16 protein-coding genes are annotated in these 16175 nt (G+C 71.8%); 7 read left to right on the top strand and 9 right to left on the bottom strand.

The features are described 5' to 3' along the window. The first annotated feature begins 101 nt into the window (after nucleotides 1-101). From dpgD to R2D22_RS32215, 7 genes are all read left to right on the top strand, one after another. Nucleotides 102-905, top strand: a complete 804-nt coding sequence (dpgD, locus tag R2D22_RS32245) for an enoyl-CoA-hydratase DpgD (protein WP_318110114.1) — start codon at nucleotides 102-104, stop codon at nucleotides 903-905. A 105-nt stretch (nucleotides 906-1010) separates the two neighbouring features. Then, the gene (locus tag R2D22_RS32240; protein WP_318108550.1) at nucleotides 1011-3083 is read left to right on the top strand and encodes an ArnT family glycosyltransferase; all 2073 of its coding nucleotides are present in this window, start codon (nucleotides 1011-1013) and stop codon (nucleotides 3081-3083) included. 122 nt (nucleotides 3084-3205) lie between these two features. Further along, nucleotides 3206-3595, top strand: coding sequence for a cold-shock protein (locus tag R2D22_RS32235; RefSeq protein ID WP_318108548.1), 390 nt, complete (start codon nucleotides 3206-3208; stop codon nucleotides 3593-3595). A 131-nt stretch (nucleotides 3596-3726) separates the two neighbouring features. Then, nucleotides 3727-4269 carry a GNAT family N-acetyltransferase gene (locus tag R2D22_RS32230; RefSeq protein ID WP_318108547.1) on the top strand — a complete coding sequence of 181 codons (543 nt, stop codon included), beginning with the start codon at nucleotides 3727-3729 and terminating at the stop codon, nucleotides 4267-4269. Nucleotides 4270-4414: 145 nt separating this feature from the next. Beyond that, entirely contained in the window at nucleotides 4415-4609 is a 195-nt protein-coding gene (locus R2D22_RS32225; RefSeq protein WP_318108546.1) for a hypothetical protein, read from the top strand. Nucleotides 4610-4874: 265 nt separating this feature from the next. Then, nucleotides 4875-5231: a PRC-barrel domain-containing protein gene (locus R2D22_RS32220; protein ID WP_318108544.1), complete on the top strand. Its 357-nt coding sequence runs from the start codon at nucleotides 4875-4877 to the stop codon at nucleotides 5229-5231. 26 nt (nucleotides 5232-5257) lie between these two features. After that, a complete protein-coding gene (locus tag R2D22_RS32215; RefSeq protein WP_318108543.1) occupies nucleotides 5258-5422 on the top strand; it encodes a hypothetical protein in 165 nt (54 codons plus the stop codon). Between the two features lie 60 nt (nucleotides 5423-5482). Here the strand turns inward: R2D22_RS32215 and R2D22_RS32210 are convergent, their stop codons facing one another. From R2D22_RS32210 to R2D22_RS32170, 9 genes are all read right to left on the bottom strand, one after another. Then, complete coding sequence (locus R2D22_RS32210) at nucleotides 5483-6280, bottom strand: VOC family protein (RefSeq protein WP_318108541.1); 798 nt, start codon at nucleotides 6278-6280, stop codon at nucleotides 5483-5485. Nucleotides 6281-6499: 219 nt separating this feature from the next. After that, nucleotides 6500-8020 (bottom strand): DHA2 family efflux MFS transporter permease subunit, encoded by a 1521-nt coding sequence (locus R2D22_RS32205; RefSeq protein WP_318108539.1) that lies wholly within the window; start codon nucleotides 8018-8020, stop codon nucleotides 6500-6502. Between the two features lie 57 nt (nucleotides 8021-8077). Beyond that, nucleotides 8078-9529: an alkaline phosphatase family protein gene (locus R2D22_RS32200; protein WP_318108537.1), complete on the bottom strand. Its 1452-nt coding sequence runs from the start codon at nucleotides 9527-9529 to the stop codon at nucleotides 8078-8080. Beyond that, complete coding sequence (eboE, locus tag R2D22_RS32195) at nucleotides 9526-10761, bottom strand: metabolite traffic protein EboE (protein WP_318108536.1); 1236 nt, start codon at nucleotides 10759-10761, stop codon at nucleotides 9526-9528. The genes R2D22_RS32200 and eboE overlap by 4 nt, the downstream gene beginning before the upstream one ends. Continuing rightward, on the bottom strand, nucleotides 10761-11618 hold the full coding sequence (locus R2D22_RS32190) for a TatD family hydrolase (RefSeq protein WP_318108535.1): 858 nt from the start codon (nucleotides 11616-11618) through the stop codon (nucleotides 10761-10763). Before R2D22_RS32190 ends, eboE begins: the two co-directional genes overlap by 1 nt. Then, nucleotides 11605-13008, bottom strand: coding sequence for an EboA domain-containing protein (locus tag R2D22_RS32185; RefSeq protein ID WP_318108534.1), 1404 nt, complete (start codon nucleotides 13006-13008; stop codon nucleotides 11605-11607). Before R2D22_RS32185 ends, R2D22_RS32190 begins: the two co-directional genes overlap by 14 nt. Next, nucleotides 13005-13895 (bottom strand): SCO3242 family prenyltransferase, encoded by an 891-nt coding sequence (locus tag R2D22_RS32180; protein ID WP_318108532.1) that lies wholly within the window; start codon nucleotides 13893-13895, stop codon nucleotides 13005-13007. Before R2D22_RS32180 ends, R2D22_RS32185 begins: the two co-directional genes overlap by 4 nt. Then, nucleotides 13892-15076, bottom strand: coding sequence for an inositol-3-phosphate synthase (locus tag R2D22_RS32175; RefSeq protein ID WP_318108530.1), 1185 nt, complete (start codon nucleotides 15074-15076; stop codon nucleotides 13892-13894). The genes R2D22_RS32180 and R2D22_RS32175 overlap by 4 nt, the downstream gene beginning before the upstream one ends. Beyond that, nucleotides 15069-16100, bottom strand: a complete 1032-nt coding sequence (locus R2D22_RS32170; RefSeq protein WP_318108528.1) for a sugar phosphate isomerase/epimerase family protein — start codon at nucleotides 16098-16100, stop codon at nucleotides 15069-15071. The genes R2D22_RS32175 and R2D22_RS32170 overlap by 8 nt, the downstream gene beginning before the upstream one ends. Nucleotides 16101-16175: the final 75 nt, after the last annotated feature.

Below are 16175 nucleotides of genomic sequence, written 5' to 3'. Positions count from 1 at the left end.
TGGCCCGGCCGTACGCCGGATATCAATATTCGCCTTCGCCGGGTACGCACGTTCAACTGCGGCCGGGCTCCGGTTGAACATGGCTCACTAGAGTGCGCGGCATGAAGAATCTGTCGCGTGTGCGCTACGAAAAGGCCGGCCATGTCGCTCGCGTCACGATGAACAGGCCCGAGGTCCTCAATGCGATGGATCTGCGTATGCACGAGGAACTCGGCGAGATATGGGACGATTTCGAGGCCGACGAGGACATGCGGGTGGCGCTGCTGGCCGGTGAGGGCACGCGTGCCTTCTCCGTGGGCCAGGATCTCAAGGAGCTGGCCGCCCGGGAGCGGGCCGGTCTGGCGGCTCCTTCCACGTTCGGGAGCCGGGGGAAGCCCGGCTGGCCGCGGCTCACCGAGCGCTTCGACCTGACGAAGCCGGTGGTCGCGAAGGTGCACGGTCATGCTCTGGGCGGTGGTTTCGAGCTCGCGCTGGCCTGCGACATCGTGGTGGCGTCGGAGGACGCGCGTTTCGCCCTGCCCGAGGCCGCTCTCGGGCTCATCGCGGGGGCGGGCGGTGTGTTCCGGCTGACGCGTCAGCTGCCGTGGAAGACGGCAATGGGGCATCTGCTGACCGGACGGCCGATGGACGCGGGGCGGGCCTACGCGCTCGGCCTGGTCAACGAGGTCGTGCCGGCCGAGGAGCTTGACGACTGCGCCGAGGCGTGGGTGGCCGACCTGGTGCGCAGTGCTCCGCTGTCGGTCCGCGCCATCAAGGAGGCGGCGACCCGGTCGGTCGGGCTTTCCCTGGAGGCGGCGTTCGCGGCCGACTATCCGTGGGAGAAGCGGCGTATGCACAGTGCCGACGCGGTCGAGGGGCCTCGTGCGTTCGCCGAGAAGCGCGAGCCGGATTGGCAGGGGCGCTGATCGACCGAAAGCGAACGCCGGCTTCCGCCCGGCGTGGTGGTCAGCGGGACGAACGCCCTAACGTTTTGCCATGACCACAACATTATGCCGCTCATGCGGGCTGTCATGAGTACCGCGCTGCGCGACACCGATGCCCCGACGCCGGAGCACGAGCCGCCCCCGTCGGTCACCCGCAGACGCTGGGAGGTGTGGAAGTCGCCCGCGGATCAGCCCCGCTGGGCGAGACCCGCGCTGCTGGGCATCGCGGCCCTGGCGGCCCTCCTCTACACCTGGAACATCACCACCAGCGGCTACGCCCCCTTCTACGCCGTCGCGGCCCGCAGCATGTCGGAGAGCTGGCGGGCCTTCTTCTTCGGCGCCCTCGATCCGGGCGCCACCCTCACCCTCGACAAGCTCGGCGGCTTCCTCTGGCCACAGGCCCTGTCCGCGCGCGTCTTCGGCTTCCACGCCTGGTCACTGACGCTCCCCCAGGCCGTCGAAGGCGTCATCAGCGTCCTCGTGCTCTACCGAGTCGTGCGCCTCTGGGCAGGCGTCGTACCCGGCCTGCTGGCCGCGGGGATCATGACCCTGACTCCTGCGGTCGCCTCCATGTTCGGCCACTCCATGGGTGACGGGGCGATGACCATGTGCCTCGTCCTGGCCGCCGACGCCTGCCAGCGTGCCATGTTCAGCGCCCGGCTGCGCCCCCTCCTGCTCGCCGGGGTGTGGGTCGGCCTGGGTTTCCAGGCCAAGATGCTGCAGGCCTGGCTGATCCTGCCCGCCCTCGCCGTCGGCTACCTCGTCGTGGCACCCACGCCGCTGCGCCGGAGAGTGGGCCACGTGCTGGCCGCGGGTGCGGTCACCCTCGCGGTCTCGCTGTCCTGGGTCGCGGTCCTGACGTTCACCCCGGCGTCCGAACGACCTTACGTGGACGGGACCACCGACAACAGCGCCATCAGCATGGTCTTCGGCTACAACGGCCTCAACCGCTTCTCCCGCGACGCGATCACCGGCTCCGTCAGCCAGATGAACGACACCGTCGGCCCGCCGCAGGGCATTGGCGCGCCGGACCCGGCGGCCGCGCCCGGCGCACCGCCGGACACCGGGCCCTCCGGCGGCGGCTCGGTCCCCGGCAAGCTCCTCGGCAGCCGCTTCGCCCCGCAGGTGGGCTGGTTGTACCCGCTGGCGCTGACGAGCCTGGTGCTCTGCGCCGGCTGGCGTCGCAAGGTGCCACGCACCGACCGGCTGCGCGGAGGATACGTCCTGTGGGGAGGCTGGCTGGCCATCAGCGCCCTGGTGCTGAGTGCCATCGAGGTGCCGCACACCGCCTATGTCGCCATGCTCGCCCCCGCGCTCGCGGCGCTGTCGGGGGCCGGTCTGGTGGCCCTCTGGAAGGCGTACCGGGACGGCCGGAGCGTGCGTGTGCTGCCCGCCGTGATCGCGGTGGAACTCGTGTGGAGCGCCTTCCTCTGCTTCCTGTATCCGGACTTCCTGCCGTGGCTGCCGTGGCTGCTCATCCTGGCGGGCCTGGTCGCCCTGACCTCGCTCGTCGTCGCACACCGCAAGGACCGGCGGACGGGCAGGCTCGCCCTGGTCGGACTGGCGGCAGGCCTGGTCACCATGTTCGCCGGGCCCGCGGCCTGGTCCCTGTCGGTGCTCGATCCGCTGTACGCCGGCAGCGCGATGGACGCGTCGGCCGGACCGTTCGCCACGGGCGGCAACGCGGTGCGCCGGGCGGCCAACATCGTCGGGGTGGGCAACGCACCGCGCGGCACGGCCGCCGCCTCGGCGTCCCTCAACGAGTCGGACGTGCTCACCGACAGCCAGCACAACCTGCTCGCCTACACGCAACGGCACGGCGACGGCGCGAAGTTCGTGTTCGCCAACGACTCCGCCGTCATGTCCTGGAACTACATCCTCGCCACCGGCGCCCGCGTGCTGCCGATGGGCGGATTCAGCGGCGGTTCGCCGACGCCCGCGCCGGCGGAGGTCAAGAAGCTGGTGTCCGAAGGGAAGTTGCGCTTCGTCCTGCTCAGCTCCGACGGCTGGCAGGGCTACGCGCAGACCCAGGGCAAGAAGAACGCGGCCGTCGACGAGGTACGGGCCTGGGTGAAGGCGGACTGCACAGCCGTACCGGCCTCCACGTTCGGCGGGAACGACAAGGACGTTCAGGGCACCCTCTACCGGTGCGGCGACTGAACTGGCGGGGCCGTTCAGTCGGCGGCCTCGCCCCGGCGACACGCTCGTGACTACGCTTCCCACCGGAATCTTCGGGCAAGGGGCCCGTAGGGGCAATGGGCCCGGTTCCGGTGGGAGATGTCATGGCTGTTGGTCGTGTGGTGCGTTTTGACAGTGTTCGGGGTTTTGGGTTCATCGCGCCGGAGAGCGGCGGCGACGACGTGTTCCTGCACGTGAACGACATGCACGTGGCGGAGGAGTACGTGCGTGCCGGCGTGAAGGTGGAGTTCGAGATCGAGAACGGCGACCGTGGGCCGAAGGCGTCCGCGGTCCGCCTCGCCCCGGGCACGGAGGCCAGGGCCGCGGCCCCGTTCGACGACTCCCTGTGCGACGTGCTCAGCGCGGAGGAGTTCATCCGCGAGGTCACCGAGGTCCTCCTGACGTCGGTCCCGTCGCTCACCGGCGAGCAGATCCTGCAGGCGCGCGCCGGACTGGTCCAGTTCGCGAAGGGCCACAGCTGGACCGAGGGGTGATCGTCGTCCCGCCTCCGTCGCCGTCGCCGTCGTCCGTGACGTCGGCGGTGGCAGCGGCGGGAACGGGCGAGGCGAGGGCGCGCTTTCCCGGAATGCTTCCCATGGGCGAGCGGCCCTGGAATCCTTGTCCGGTGCAGATCGAGACTTCACGACTCCGCCTCCGACGATTCCATCCCCGCGACGTTCCGGATTTCGCGGCCTATCGCTCCGATCGGGAAGTCGCCCGCTATCAGAACTGGGATTTCCCGCTCCCCCTCGCATCGGCGCGTCGCCTCGTCGACGAATACGCACGTCGCGATCCCACCCGTCCGGGATGGTTTCCCTACGCGATCGAGCTGAAGGAGGACGAGCGCCTCGTCGGTGACATCGCCGTGAACCGGCATCCAGGCGGCGCGAAAGCCGAGTTGGGCTTCAGCATCGCCCGCGCCCGACAGGGGCAGGGGTACGCGTCCGAGGCCGTCCGCGGCGTCCTCGCCGAGCTGTTCGCCCAGGGGCTGCGCACGGCCGTGGCGGAGTGCGACGTACGGAACACGCCTTCCGCGCGGCTGCTGGAGCGCCTCGGGTTCACTTTCGCGCGCGAGCACAGCTTCTTCGAGCGGGAGAAGCGAGCACACATCACCCTCAGCGAGTTCACCCTCCCCGCGGAACGGTGGGCGACGCTCGGACGGCAGTGAGCCGGCATTTCGTCGCCATCGCGCCGAATAATGGCCGAACACCGCCGGTGCGGGTAACCGAATTCAGAAGGCCGTCGTTCCTCATCCGTACACTTGGGCACGAGTTCGAGTTGCCCGGACTCCGATCAGGAAGAGGAAGTGACACATGACCAAGACGTCCCGTATTCCTGGAACTTCACGTCGGCACACGATCAGGGCCGGCATGGCGATGCTCGCCCTGGTGGCCACGTTGAGCGCATGCGGCACCATTGACAAGGAGAAGGGTCCCGACAAGAGCGGGGAACCGACGCAGAGCGCCACCCCGACACCCTCCGCCAGCTCCTCCGCGACGCCGGAGTGACGGCTCGCGGCCGGGCCACCACGACGATGTGATGCCACTCGCCCTCAGGATCCGCACGGTGCGAGCAGGCTCGGGGCGCGGAGCCGGGCCGTGGCGGGCGGGCGAAGCACGTGGCCCCGGTCCCGGCAAGCGCGTCGGCGCGTGCGCTGGTGAGTGCCCGGGGACGAGGGCACGCTAGAGGGGCACCGTCGACAAGAACGCAGGCCGGCGCCCCGGCATCGGCCATCGCCCCCGATCGCCCGGCCACGTGGTGAAGGAGCCACCCATGATCCAGGTAGGCGACATCCGTGAATGGCGCACGCACGACGTCGTCGACCTCGACGGCCGCAAGATCGGCAGCCTCGAGGCGATCTACGTCGACACCGGCACCGACGCGCCTTCCATGGCCACCGTCCAGATCGGCCTGCCCACCCGCCACCGCCTGGTCTTCGTCCCTCTGGAGGGCGCGACCGTGGGCCCCGGCTACCTGAAGGTCAACTACGCGAAGGCCGTGGTGAAGGACTGCCCCTCCATCGGCACCGACGACGTATTGCCCGCCGGCGACGAAGCCGCGATCTTCGAGCACTACGGCCTTGCCTACACAACGGGCGCCGGTGGCGAACGCCGCCTCGCCCGCCCCTGAACACCGGCCGCCCCGAGGAGGCCGTCATGAGCCTGTTCCTGCTCGTGCTCGTCATCGCGATCGCCCTCGGCATCATCGGTGCGGTCGCCGACGGCCTGCTCTACCTGCTGTTCATCGGCATCGTCCTGTTCGTCGTCGACCTGCTGCTCCTCGGGAGCCGCTTCACCCGGCGCAGCCGCGCGCACCGCTGATGCAGGCCCTTCAGACCGGGCAAGCCCTTCCTGACCGCCGACGGCGCGGCCCGGCCGCCCTCAGCCGCGGGCCGGCGCGAGGACCACGAAATCGGCGTCGGACGGATCGAGGCAGACGGCGAGCCGGCCGACGCCCTGCGCGTCATCAGGTCCCATCTGCACACGGCCGCCGTTCTCGATGACGCGGGCGACCGCGGCATCGCAGTCGGCGACCGCGAAGACCGGGTGCCAGTACGGCCGCCCGTTCGCGAGGGCGAGGTCCTCCTCGGCCAGCTCCAGAAGGCCGCCGTGCATGCGCTCCTCGGGCAGTCCGGCGGGAGTGATCAGGGCATACGCGCCCCCGCCGCCGGGCAGCTCGGTGTCCTGGAACCGCCAGCCGAGGACGTCGCCGTAGAAGGCCTTCGCCGCCGCGGCGTCGCTCGTGTACAGCTCGGTCCAGAAGAGGGAGCCCGGCTCGTCCGCCAGCTCGATGCCTCGGGTGGTTCCCGGCTGCCAGACGGCGAACTGTCCCCCCAGGGGGTCGCTGTACTGGGCCATCCGGCCCTCCTCTCCGAAGTCCTTCGGAGCCACGCGAACCGTGCCACCCGCACGCTCCGTCGCCTGTGTCGTGGCGTCGGCGTCGGCGACCATGTAGTAGATCATCCAGGCTGAGCGTGCGCCCTGCTCCGTGAGCTTGCCGAGCCCGGCGACGATCTTTCCGTCCTTCCGGAACATCCCGCCTTCCCCCTCCGCTCCCTCGCCCATGGGCTCGTACTCCCATCCGAGCACGGCCCCGTAGAAGGCTGCGGCAGCCGGGACGTCGGGGGCTCCGAGATCGAGCCAGCAGGGGGAGCCCGGCGCAAAGTCAGTAGTGATCATGGCACTTCCCTTTCGCGGATCCTGTTACGCCCTCAGGCTGTCATCGGACACCTCCCCCTGCCCGTCGGCGACGTCGCTCGCCTGCATCGGACCAGGTCACGGAGCGGCGGCGAAGGCATGCGTGCGCATGAGTGCGACCACGATCAGGCTCACGGCTCTGGCTGACGTGACGGCCGGTGGGCCGGCCCAGTCGTCGCCGGGCCGGCCGCGGAGCCGACGTCAGGAGGCGGGCGTCTGGGCCACCTGGTCCGCGGTGGTGCCGTCCTCGTCGTCCTGGGCCTTCGACTCGGCGGGCTGCTGCGGAGCGGGCGGGGTACGGACCAGCAGCGCGACCAGCACGGTCAGTCCGCCGATCGCGGCACCGACGCCGAATCCCCACCGGATGCCGGTCTCCAGGGCGCCCGTGGCGTCGGCGCCGGCAGCTGCGGCCGAGGCGGCCCTGCCCGACATGACGCTGATGACCAGGGCGGTGCCGGCGGCGGCCGCGACCTGCTGGAGCGAGCCCAGGATGGCCGAGCCGTGGGGGTAGAGGTGCGGCGGCAGTACGGCCAGGCCGGAGGTGAAAACGGGGGTGAAGACGAACGCCATACCGGCGCTCAGGGCCACGTGGAGGGCGAGCACCAGCCAGGGCGAGGTCTGCGCGTCGGTGAGGGCGAACAGAGCGAGGCAGACCGCGGTGAGCACGGCCCCGGGCACGACGAGGCGCGGTGCGCCGAGCCGGTCGTAGAGCTTGCCGACCTGCGGTCCGAGCAGGCCCATGGTCAGGCCGCCGGGGATGAGGAGCAGACCGGTCTGCAGTGAGCTCAGGCCGGCCACCTCCTGCAGGTAGATCGGCAGCAGGATGAACGCGCCCATGAGCGCCATGAACGACAGGCACATCAGGCCGAGCGCCACCGAGAAGTGCCGGTACGTCAGGGTGCGCAGGTCCAGCAGCGGCGTGGACGAGCGCTGCAGCGCCAGCTGCCGCCAGACGAACAGGGCCACCATCACGCCGCCCGCCAGGGTCGTGACCGCCGGGGGCACGGGGGCCTGGGCCGCGTTCTCGGCGCCGAGCCCGCTCAGGCCGTAGACGAGGGCGCCGAAGCCCACTGCCGCCAGGGGAACGGACAGCCAGTCGATGGGGCCGGCCTGCGGCTCGCCGATGTTGACCAGGTGGCGCCGGCCGAAGAAGGCCATGGCACCGGCGATGGGCAGTACGGCGAGGAACAGCAGGCGCCACGTGCCCAGTTGCAGCAGCACGCCGGAGGCCGCGGGGCCGAGGGCGGGTGCGACGGAGATGACGAGGGTGATGTTCCCCATGACCCGGCCTCGGTCCTGCGGGGGCACGAGCGTCATCAGCGTCGTCATCAGCAGCGGCATCATGACGGCGGTGCCGCCCGCCTGGATGACACGGGCGGCCAGCAGCACGGGGAAGCTGGGCGCGGCCGCGGCCAGCGCCGTGCCCGCGAGGAACAGAGCCATGGCCAGACCGAATGCGGTACGGGTCGTCACGCGCTGCAGGAACCATCCCGTCACCGGGATGACGACGGCCATGGTGAGCATGAAGGCCGTGGACAACCATCCGGCGGCCGCCGCGCTGACCTCGAAGTGGCGCATGAGCCGCGGGATCGCGTTGACCATGATCGTCTCGTTGAGGAGGACGACGAAGGTCGACAGCACGAGGATCCGCAGCACGGTGGTGACGCGCTCGGCTGGGACAGTGGGCGATGTCTGGGGGGCGAGCATGGTGCCTTCCGTCATGTCGGTGTCCTCCGCTCGAAGCGGGTCACACTGACGGACCGCGGCGCCGGGAAGAACTCATCGGTGGTGCCCGATCTTTCCGGTGCCGCCGCCGAAGCTCAACCCATTTTTCTCTTCCGGGGAACCGGCGGCTCGGACCTTCTCCACGTCATTCAGGCACGAGAGCAGGAACTCCTTCACATCGGTGGCGTGGAAGCGGTCCCGGGCGTGTGCGGGGTCGGAGCACAGCAGGACGGGGCCGTCGTCGGGGTCGTCGGCCGGCCGGCCGTGGCTGCCGCGGACGCAGGACGGGTCGGTGGGCACGACGGACATGGCGCTGCGCACACCCAGCCTGAGCTTGGCCACGGTCAGGGCCGCCCTTGCCAGGACCAGTGGATCGGCCGGGTCGAAGAACAGCTCGGCCGGGTCGTAGCCCGGCTTGCGGTGGATCTCCACGCCGCGGGCGAAGTCCGGGGCCCGATCGTCGTCCAGCCAGTAGTAGTAGGTGAACCAACTGTCGTCGGCTGCGACGGCGACGAGCTCTCCGGCCCTCGTGTGCCCCAGCCCGGCCTTCGCCTGGTCCTCCCGGTCCAGGACCTGCTCGACGCCTTCCGTCGCCATCAGCAGGTCCCTGACCCGCGTCACGTCCTCGGGATCGGCTACGTACACGTGGGCCACCTGGTGGTCGGGGGTGGCGAAGGCGCGAGAGGTCCAGGGGTCGAGGTATTCCATGCCCTGCTGGGTGTACACGTTCAGCAGACCCTCTCGGCGGAGGACCCGGTTGATGTCGACGGGACGCCGTACCTCGGTGATGCCGTACTCGCTCAGCACCACGACCGTGCTCCCTCGCGCCGCCAGCTCCCCCAGGAGCGGGGCCAGGACGGTGTCGAGCTCGCGGGCCGCGGCCCGTGCCTGGGGGGAGTTCGGGCCGTGGCGCTGGAGGTCGTAGTCCAGGTGCGGGACGTAGACGAGGGCGAGGTCGGGATCGTGGTCCGCGAGGACGCGCCGGGTGGCGTCGACGATCCAACGGGACGAGGCTATACCGGCCTTCGGACCCCAGTAGTCGAACAGCGGGAACGGGCCGAGCTCGGCGGTGAGGCTGTCGCGCAGCCCTGCCGGGACCGTGTAGCAGTCGGGGGACTTGCGTCCGTCGTAGTGGTAGACGGGGCGCGGGGTGACGGTGATGTCGACGTCCGCGCCCATGGCGTACCACCAGCAGATGTTCGCGACCTTCAGATCGGGGCGGGTGCGTCGGGCGGCCTGCCAGACCTTCTCGCCCTGGACGAGGGCGTTGTGCTGTCGCCAGAAGGCCACCTCGCCCATGTCCCGGTCGTACCAGCCGTTTCCGACGATGCCGTGTTCGGCGGGCGTCCGCCCGGTCAGGAAGGTGGACTGGACCGAGCAGGTGACAGCGGGCAGGACCGGGTCCAGTGCGGCGGCGAAACCCCGATCGGCGACGGACCGCAGACGGGGCATGTGGGCGAGCGTGCGCGGGGTGAGACCCACGACGTCCAGGACGACGACACTCATCGGGCGCTCCTGTTCGGTTCGGGCGAGCGGTCCCACCCGGACTCTTGCTCGGAGGGGCGTTCGGGTGCGGAACGGCGTTCGGGCCGGGACAGTCCGAGCCCGAGCAGTTCGCGGCGCGTCCAGTCGAGCTCGGCCGCGATTCCGTCGATGAGACCGGCGGAGTCGCGCGGGGGCTCGGGCAGCACCGACCAGGTGTAGGTCTCCGTCTCGAAGTGCCGGGTGACGGGGTGCCCGGTGCGCAGCAGCGCGGCCAGCGCGCTGCGCAGGACCGGACGGGTCGACGCGAGAGGAGGCACCGGGTCGGCGTGTACGGGTATGTGGAAGTGCGTGCGCCAGGGACTGCCGCCGACCGCCGGGCCTGCGAGTGCTTCCGGCAGGTCGTCGGTTCCGGTTGCCGGAGGGCCTGCTCCTCGTGTCTGGTGGAGGAAGCGGGGTTCGGCGAAGGCCGCGAGGGCGGCGCGTGTGCCGGGGTCCGCCGGGTTCTCGGCGTGCAGGGCGCAGGAGACCTGCGCCTTGACGACGGGGATGCCTGCCGCGGTCAGCCGGTTCAGGACCTCCTCCGGTGTCTCGAAGGCCACGGCGAGGTGGCAGATGTCGAGGCAGAGGCCGAAGTGGCCGGGGTCGAGGTCCGAGAGGTGCCGTACCGCGTCCCCGCTCGTCTCCACCAGGCACCCCGGTTCCGGCTCGAACGCGACCCGGACGGTCCGTCCGGTCCGTCGGCGGATCTCCGCGAGTTCGTCGCCGAGGAGCTCGATCTGGTGGCGTGCCAGGTCGGAGTGGTGCGGCTGCCAGCCGGTGCGCCAGCCGAGCGGGAGGGTGGAGATGCTGCCCTCCCGCACGTCGTCGGGCAGGAGCCGGGCGAGCACGTGGGCCAGGTCCGTGGTGTAGCGGCGTCGCTCCGGGGAGGTCCAGTCCGGCCGGTACACGTCGTGCTTGACAACGGGCTGGTGGAACCCTCCGTACGGGAAGCCGTTGAGGGTGACGACCTCCAGGCCCCGCGCGCCGAGTTCGGCCCGCAGTCGCGCGGCGAGGCCGGCGTCGGCGGCCAGGGCGGCTGCGACCTGATGGGCGAGCCACAGGCCGACGCCCAGGACGGGCTCCTCCAGGCGTTCACGAACGGGCAGGGCGTAGGTGTCGAGCTGGGCGAGGATGCCGTCCAGGTCCTCGGCCGGATGCACGTTGGTGCAGTAGCCGAGATGGACGAGTTCACCGCCGGGGTGGCGCAGGCGCATCAGCTGCCGCCCCTGCGGATCGAATTGCCGGCGAACGTGCCCTCGTCCGCAGGGTGTTGGGCCTCGTCCAGCAGGAGCCTGCCGCTCTGCCCGTAGAACTCGACCGGGTTGCGCCACAGCACCTGGTCCACGTCGTCCTCGGTGAACCCGGCGTCGAGCATGGCGACGGCGGTCGCGTGCGTGCGCAGTGGGTCGCTGTGGCCCCAGTCCGCGGCCGAGTTGACGAGGACGCGACGGGTGCCGTGCTCCTTGAGGATGGACACCATACGGTCCGGGTCCATCTTGGTGTCGGGGTAGATGGAGAATCCCATCCAGCAGCCGGAAGCGGCGACGAGGGGGGCGGTGAGCTCGTTGAGGTGGTCGAGCGCGACCAGGGCGGGGTCGATGCCGTCGGCGCGGACGATCTCCAGCGTACGGGCGGTGCCGGCGTGTTTGTCGCGGTGCGGGGTGTGCACGAGGGCGGGCAGGTCGTGTTCGCGGGCGAGCGCCAACTGCACGGTGAAGGCATGCTCTTCGGCTTCGGTCATCGCGTCGAAGCCGATCTCGCCGACGGCGACGACGTTGTCCTTCACCAGGTACCTGGGCAGCTCGTCGAGGACCGGGAGGCAGCGCGGGTCGTTGGCCTCCTTGGGGTTGAGCGCGATCGCGCAGAAGTGCTGGATGCCGTGCTGGGCGGCCCGGTACGGCTCCCAGCCCAGCAGGGCGTCGAAGTAGTCGCGGAAGCTCCCCGGGGAGGTGCGCGGCTGGCCGAGCCAGAACGCGGGTTCGACGAGGGCCCGGACGCCGGCGGCGTGCATGGCCCGGTAGTCGTCGGTGGTGCGGGAGGTCATGTGGATGTGGGGGTCAAAGATGCGCATGGCGCTCTCCGGTGTCGTGGAGGTCGAGCTGGGTCGCCAGGTCGTCGGGAACCGACCGCCCGGCGGCGGTGCGCTCGGCTGCGAAGGCCGTGAACATACGGATGAGTTCGGTGTCGGTGCGCCGGGCCAGACCGGCGACCGCGGCCAGCGGGATGCCCATGAAGACGCACTTCAGGACGGCCTGGCGCCAGGCGGGCTGGTCGAGGTACCGGGCCGCGTAGGGGCCGACGGCGGCCGTCACCAGACGGACGTCGTTGGTGCGCAGGGCGTCGGCGATCAGGGGTAGCGCCGCGGCGCCGACGGCTCCGTCCCGGTCGAGCAGCGGGAGGGCGCGCAGCACCGCGAGCCGCTCGGCCGCATCGCCCTGCTGATAGAGCCGTTCCAGGGCCTCTGCCGGTTCCGGCTCGGAACCGACCAGGGCCTGGAGCAGTTGGGCGCGTACCGCGTCCCCTGAGCCGGATCCCGTGCGGCGGGCCGCGACGGGGAACAGCGTGGTCAGGGAACGCGGGTCGTCGCGGACGCGCCGGACCGCGTCGGCCGTCCAGGGGTGTGCCGAGGCCGTGCGCAGGGCGTCGAGCGAGCGGGCGGCGGTCCGCGGGCCGCTGTGCCCGTGGCGCGGCAGCTCGACGGACACCAGGCCCTGGTAGCCGACGTCGGCCAGCGCGGCCAGGACCGGCGGGAAGTCGATCTCGCCCTGCCCGAACTCCAGGTGCTCGTGGACGCCTCGGCGCATGTCCTCGATCTGTACGTTGACCAGCCAGGGCGCCGCCCGTCGTACGCACTCGGCCGGCGGCACCGGTTCGAGGCACTGGCAGTGCCCGATGTCGAGGGTCAGCCCGAAGGCGTCCGGGTTCCCGAGGGCCTCGCGCAGGCGTTCGTAGCCCTCCAGATCCGCCACCAGCATCCCCGGCTCCGGTTCGAATCCGAGCCGGACGCCGGCGAGTCCGGCGGTCTCCACGATCGCCGCGCACCCGTCCACGAGGTGCTCGAACGCCTGGTCGTGGCTCACCCCCGGCTCGGGAGTGCCACTCCAGAAGGAGACCGCCTCGGCCTCCAGGTCGGCGGCGATCCCGACGGCGCGCCGCAGGAGGTCGAGCCGGCGTGCGCGCCCGTCGGGGTCGCTGTCGAGCAGGGTGGGGGCGTGCTTGCGCCAGGGGTCGAGCAGATAGCGGGCGCCGGTCTCGACGACGACGCCGAGCCCGAGAGCGCTGAGTTTGCGGCGGGCCCTGGCGAGCCGACGGCCCAGGTCCGGGGTGTACGGGTCCAGGTGGCCGCGGTCCAGGGTGAGGGCCACTCCGCCGTATCCCAGACCGGCGATCACCTCCAGCGCCTCGTCGAGGCGGTGGTCGCCCAGCCCGTTGGTGCCGTAGCCGAAGCGCAGCGGGGTCATGTCGGAGACACCTTCCGTGACAGGCCCCTGGCAAGGGGATAGGCGGCCAGAAGCGCGAAAGCCGCGCGAACCGATCCGCCGCGTGCGGCCAGTGCCGCCTGCAGCGGGATCATGGCGTGGATCCCGGCGCCCACCGTGCGCTTCAGGTGGGCGGTGTCGGGGCGGACGGTCGCGGCCAGTTGGGCGGAGCCGGCCGCGAGGGCGTAGCCGGCGAGCAGGGCGGTCGAGGCGACCCGGTGGGCACGGGCAGCGGTCGGTGGGGTCAGCGCGGCGGCGACCAGGCCGACCGTGCCGGTGGCCGCGAGCGCGCCGGCCGGCAACGAGGCGCCTGCGCCGAGGGTCTCCTTCCGGCTCACCGTCGTCACCGCGTACGTGTGTCCGGCGAGGAGGGCCGCGGGGGCGAGCGCATGTCGGGCCCGGCGGGCCCCCGCGCCCATGAGGACGTCGAGGCCCCGGGCCGCGGCCATCGCCGCGGGCCCGTACGGGGTGTTCTTCAGGGCCAGGTCGTAGGCCCACACGGTGGCGGCGAGCGGCACGGCGACCGCCAGGGCGTCCCGGCCCTCGGCCGCGGCCGCGGTCAGGCCCGCGCCGGTGAGCGCGGCGGCGGTGGCGAGGGCGGCGCGGGGGCTGATCCGGCCGGAGGGCAGGGGTCGGCCGGGGCGTTCCTCCGCGTCGACCTCCCGGTCCGCGTAGTCGTTGAGCGCCATTCCCGCCCAGTACAGGCATGTGGAGGCGATGGTGAGCCGCGCCGTCCGCGCCACCGTGACCGGCCGGCCGGTCGCGGCGGAGCCCGCGAGCGTGTCGCCCAGGACGGTGAGCGCGGCGGGGGCCCGTACGAGTTCCAGCAGGGCCCGGGCCCCGGTCGCGGCGCCCGCCGCCCCGGTCATCGCGCGTCTCCGGCGTACCAGGCGCGCAGTGCCTCGAACTGAGCGACCAGACGGTGCTCGACCGGTGAGCCCTCCGCCCGGACCGGGTCCTTGAAGAAGAACGCGAGCTGCTCCTGTGGCCCGGCGGCACCGTGCTCCCGGGACCGTGCCACGAAGCGGGCCAGATCGAGGACGAGGGGTGCGGCGAGTGCCGAGTCGACGCCCTGCCAGGTGAACTGGAGGGTCATGGAGGTGCCGAGGAACCCTTCGAAGGCGATGTGGTCCCACGCCGTCTTCAGCTCGCCCATGCTCGGCACGTAGTCGATGTGGGTGAGGCCCTCCACTCCCTCCCCGAGCATGGCGGTCAGGCCGGTCCGCTTGGAGGTGTTCTTGCTGCGGGCCGCCTCGGGGTCGGCCAGGGTCGCACCGTCTCCCCCGCCGAGCAGGTTCGTGCCCGACCAGGACCGCACCCGCAGCGCGCGGTGGGCGAACATCGGCCCCAGGGCCGTGCGGACCAGGGTCTCGCCGGTCTTTCCGTCGCTGCCCGCGTACGGCAGTCCGCGCAGCTCGGCGAGTTCGCGCAGCGCGGGAAGGCGGAGACCGGGCGAGGGCGTGAACGCCACGTGTCCGCAGTCGGCCCGCAGGGCCGCGTACGCGTACAGCGAGCTCGGGGGGAGGACGTCGGGGACGTGGGCCAGCGCCTCCTCCAGGGTGGAGAGGCTGTCGTGGGCGGGACGGGGGACGGCCGGTGGTTCGGTGGAGGAGACGTCGACGACCACGACCTGGTCGAGTTCGTGTCGGTCGCGGAACGAGACGATGTCCTCGGTGAGAGCCCGGGCCGCCTCCTCCTGGGGCCGGCCCGCGTCCGGACGGGCTCCGGGCCGGATCTCCCGGTCGGCGGCCGACAGTGCCGTTCCGAGGGCGGGCAGCAGCTCCGGCGGGAACACTCCGCCGGCGGCCAGTTCCTCCGCCCGCTTGGCCAGTGGGGTGTCGGTCACGTCGTGACCGCCGAAGACCAGCCCGTCGACCGCGGGCAGCCCGGCGTCCCTGAAGTCGTCCAGTTCGGCCACCATTCCGGTGGGCGGGACCAGCCCCGCCCCGACCGCGGCGGCGCCGACGACGGCCGTCGTCGCCACCGAGCCTCGGGCGCCGACGAACCAGACGCCGGTGCGCCCGGGTGCGCGCGTGGGGGTGTCACTCATGGTCGGTCCCCTCCTTCGGGGTGGAGGTGGCGAACGCCGCGTCGAAGGACGTGGCGGGGCGCGTCGTCCCGGCGAGACGGCGAATGAAGCCGACCGCCTCGGCGGCGCCGGCGAGGCGGTCCATCCCGGCGTCCTCCCACTCGATGGAGACCGGGCCGTCGTAGCCGATGGCATTCAGGGCGCGGAAGCAGTCCTCCCAGGGCACGTCTCCCCGGCCGGTGGAGACGAAGTCCCAACCGCGGCGGGGGTCGCCCCAGGGCAGGTGGGAGGAGAGCCGGCCGCGGCGGCCGTCGCCGACCCGGACGCGGGTGTCCTTGCAGTCGACGTGGTAGATCCGGTCCGCGAACTCCAGGATGAAGTCCGCGGGGTCGAGGTCCTGCCAGACCATGTGGGACGGGTCCCAGTTCAGGCCGAAGGACGGCCGGTGGCCGATGGCGTCGAGGGTCCGCCGGGTGGTCCAGTAGTCGTAGGCGATCTCGCTCGGGTGGACCTCCAGCGCGAAGCGGACGCCCTGCTCCTCGAAGACGTCGAGGACGGGGTGCCACCGGTCGGCGAAGTCGCGGTAGCCGGCGTCGATCATCCCGGGGGTCGCCGGGGGGAACATCGCGACGGTGTGCCAGATCGAGGAGCCGGTGAAGCCGACGACGGTGTCGACGCCGAGCAGCGCCGCGGCCCTGGCGGTGTCCGCCATCTCGCGTGCCGCGTTGCGGCGCACCGTCTCGGGATCGTCGGACCAGAGCCGGGCCGGCAGGATGGCGCGGTGCCGCTCGTCGATCGGGTGGTCGCAGACTGCCTGGCCGACGAGGTGGTTGGAGATCGCCCAGACCGACAGTCCGTGCCGGTCGAGGACTTCTCGTCTCCGGCGTACGTAGTCGGGGTCGGCGAGTGCCCGGTCGACTTCGAAGTGGTCGCCCCAGCAGGCGATCTCGAGGCCGTCGTAGCCCCATCGGGCGGCCAGTCGGCAGACCTCGTCGAACGGCAGGTCGGCCCACTGCCCGGTGAAGAGCGTGATCGGACGTGTCATGGCGGAGCCACCTCTGTCGTCGGGAGCGGGGGTGTCGTACGGAGGAGGGCCCGGTGCCCGCCCGCGGTCAGGTGC

This window comes from Streptomyces sp. HUAS YS2 (assembly GCF_033343995.1).
In the GTDB taxonomy this organism is placed as follows: domain Bacteria; phylum Actinomycetota; class Actinomycetes; order Streptomycetales; family Streptomycetaceae; genus Streptomyces; species Streptomyces solicathayae.
Note: the sequence above shows the minus strand (reverse complement) of the source record. Positions and strands in the feature narration are given on the sequence as shown.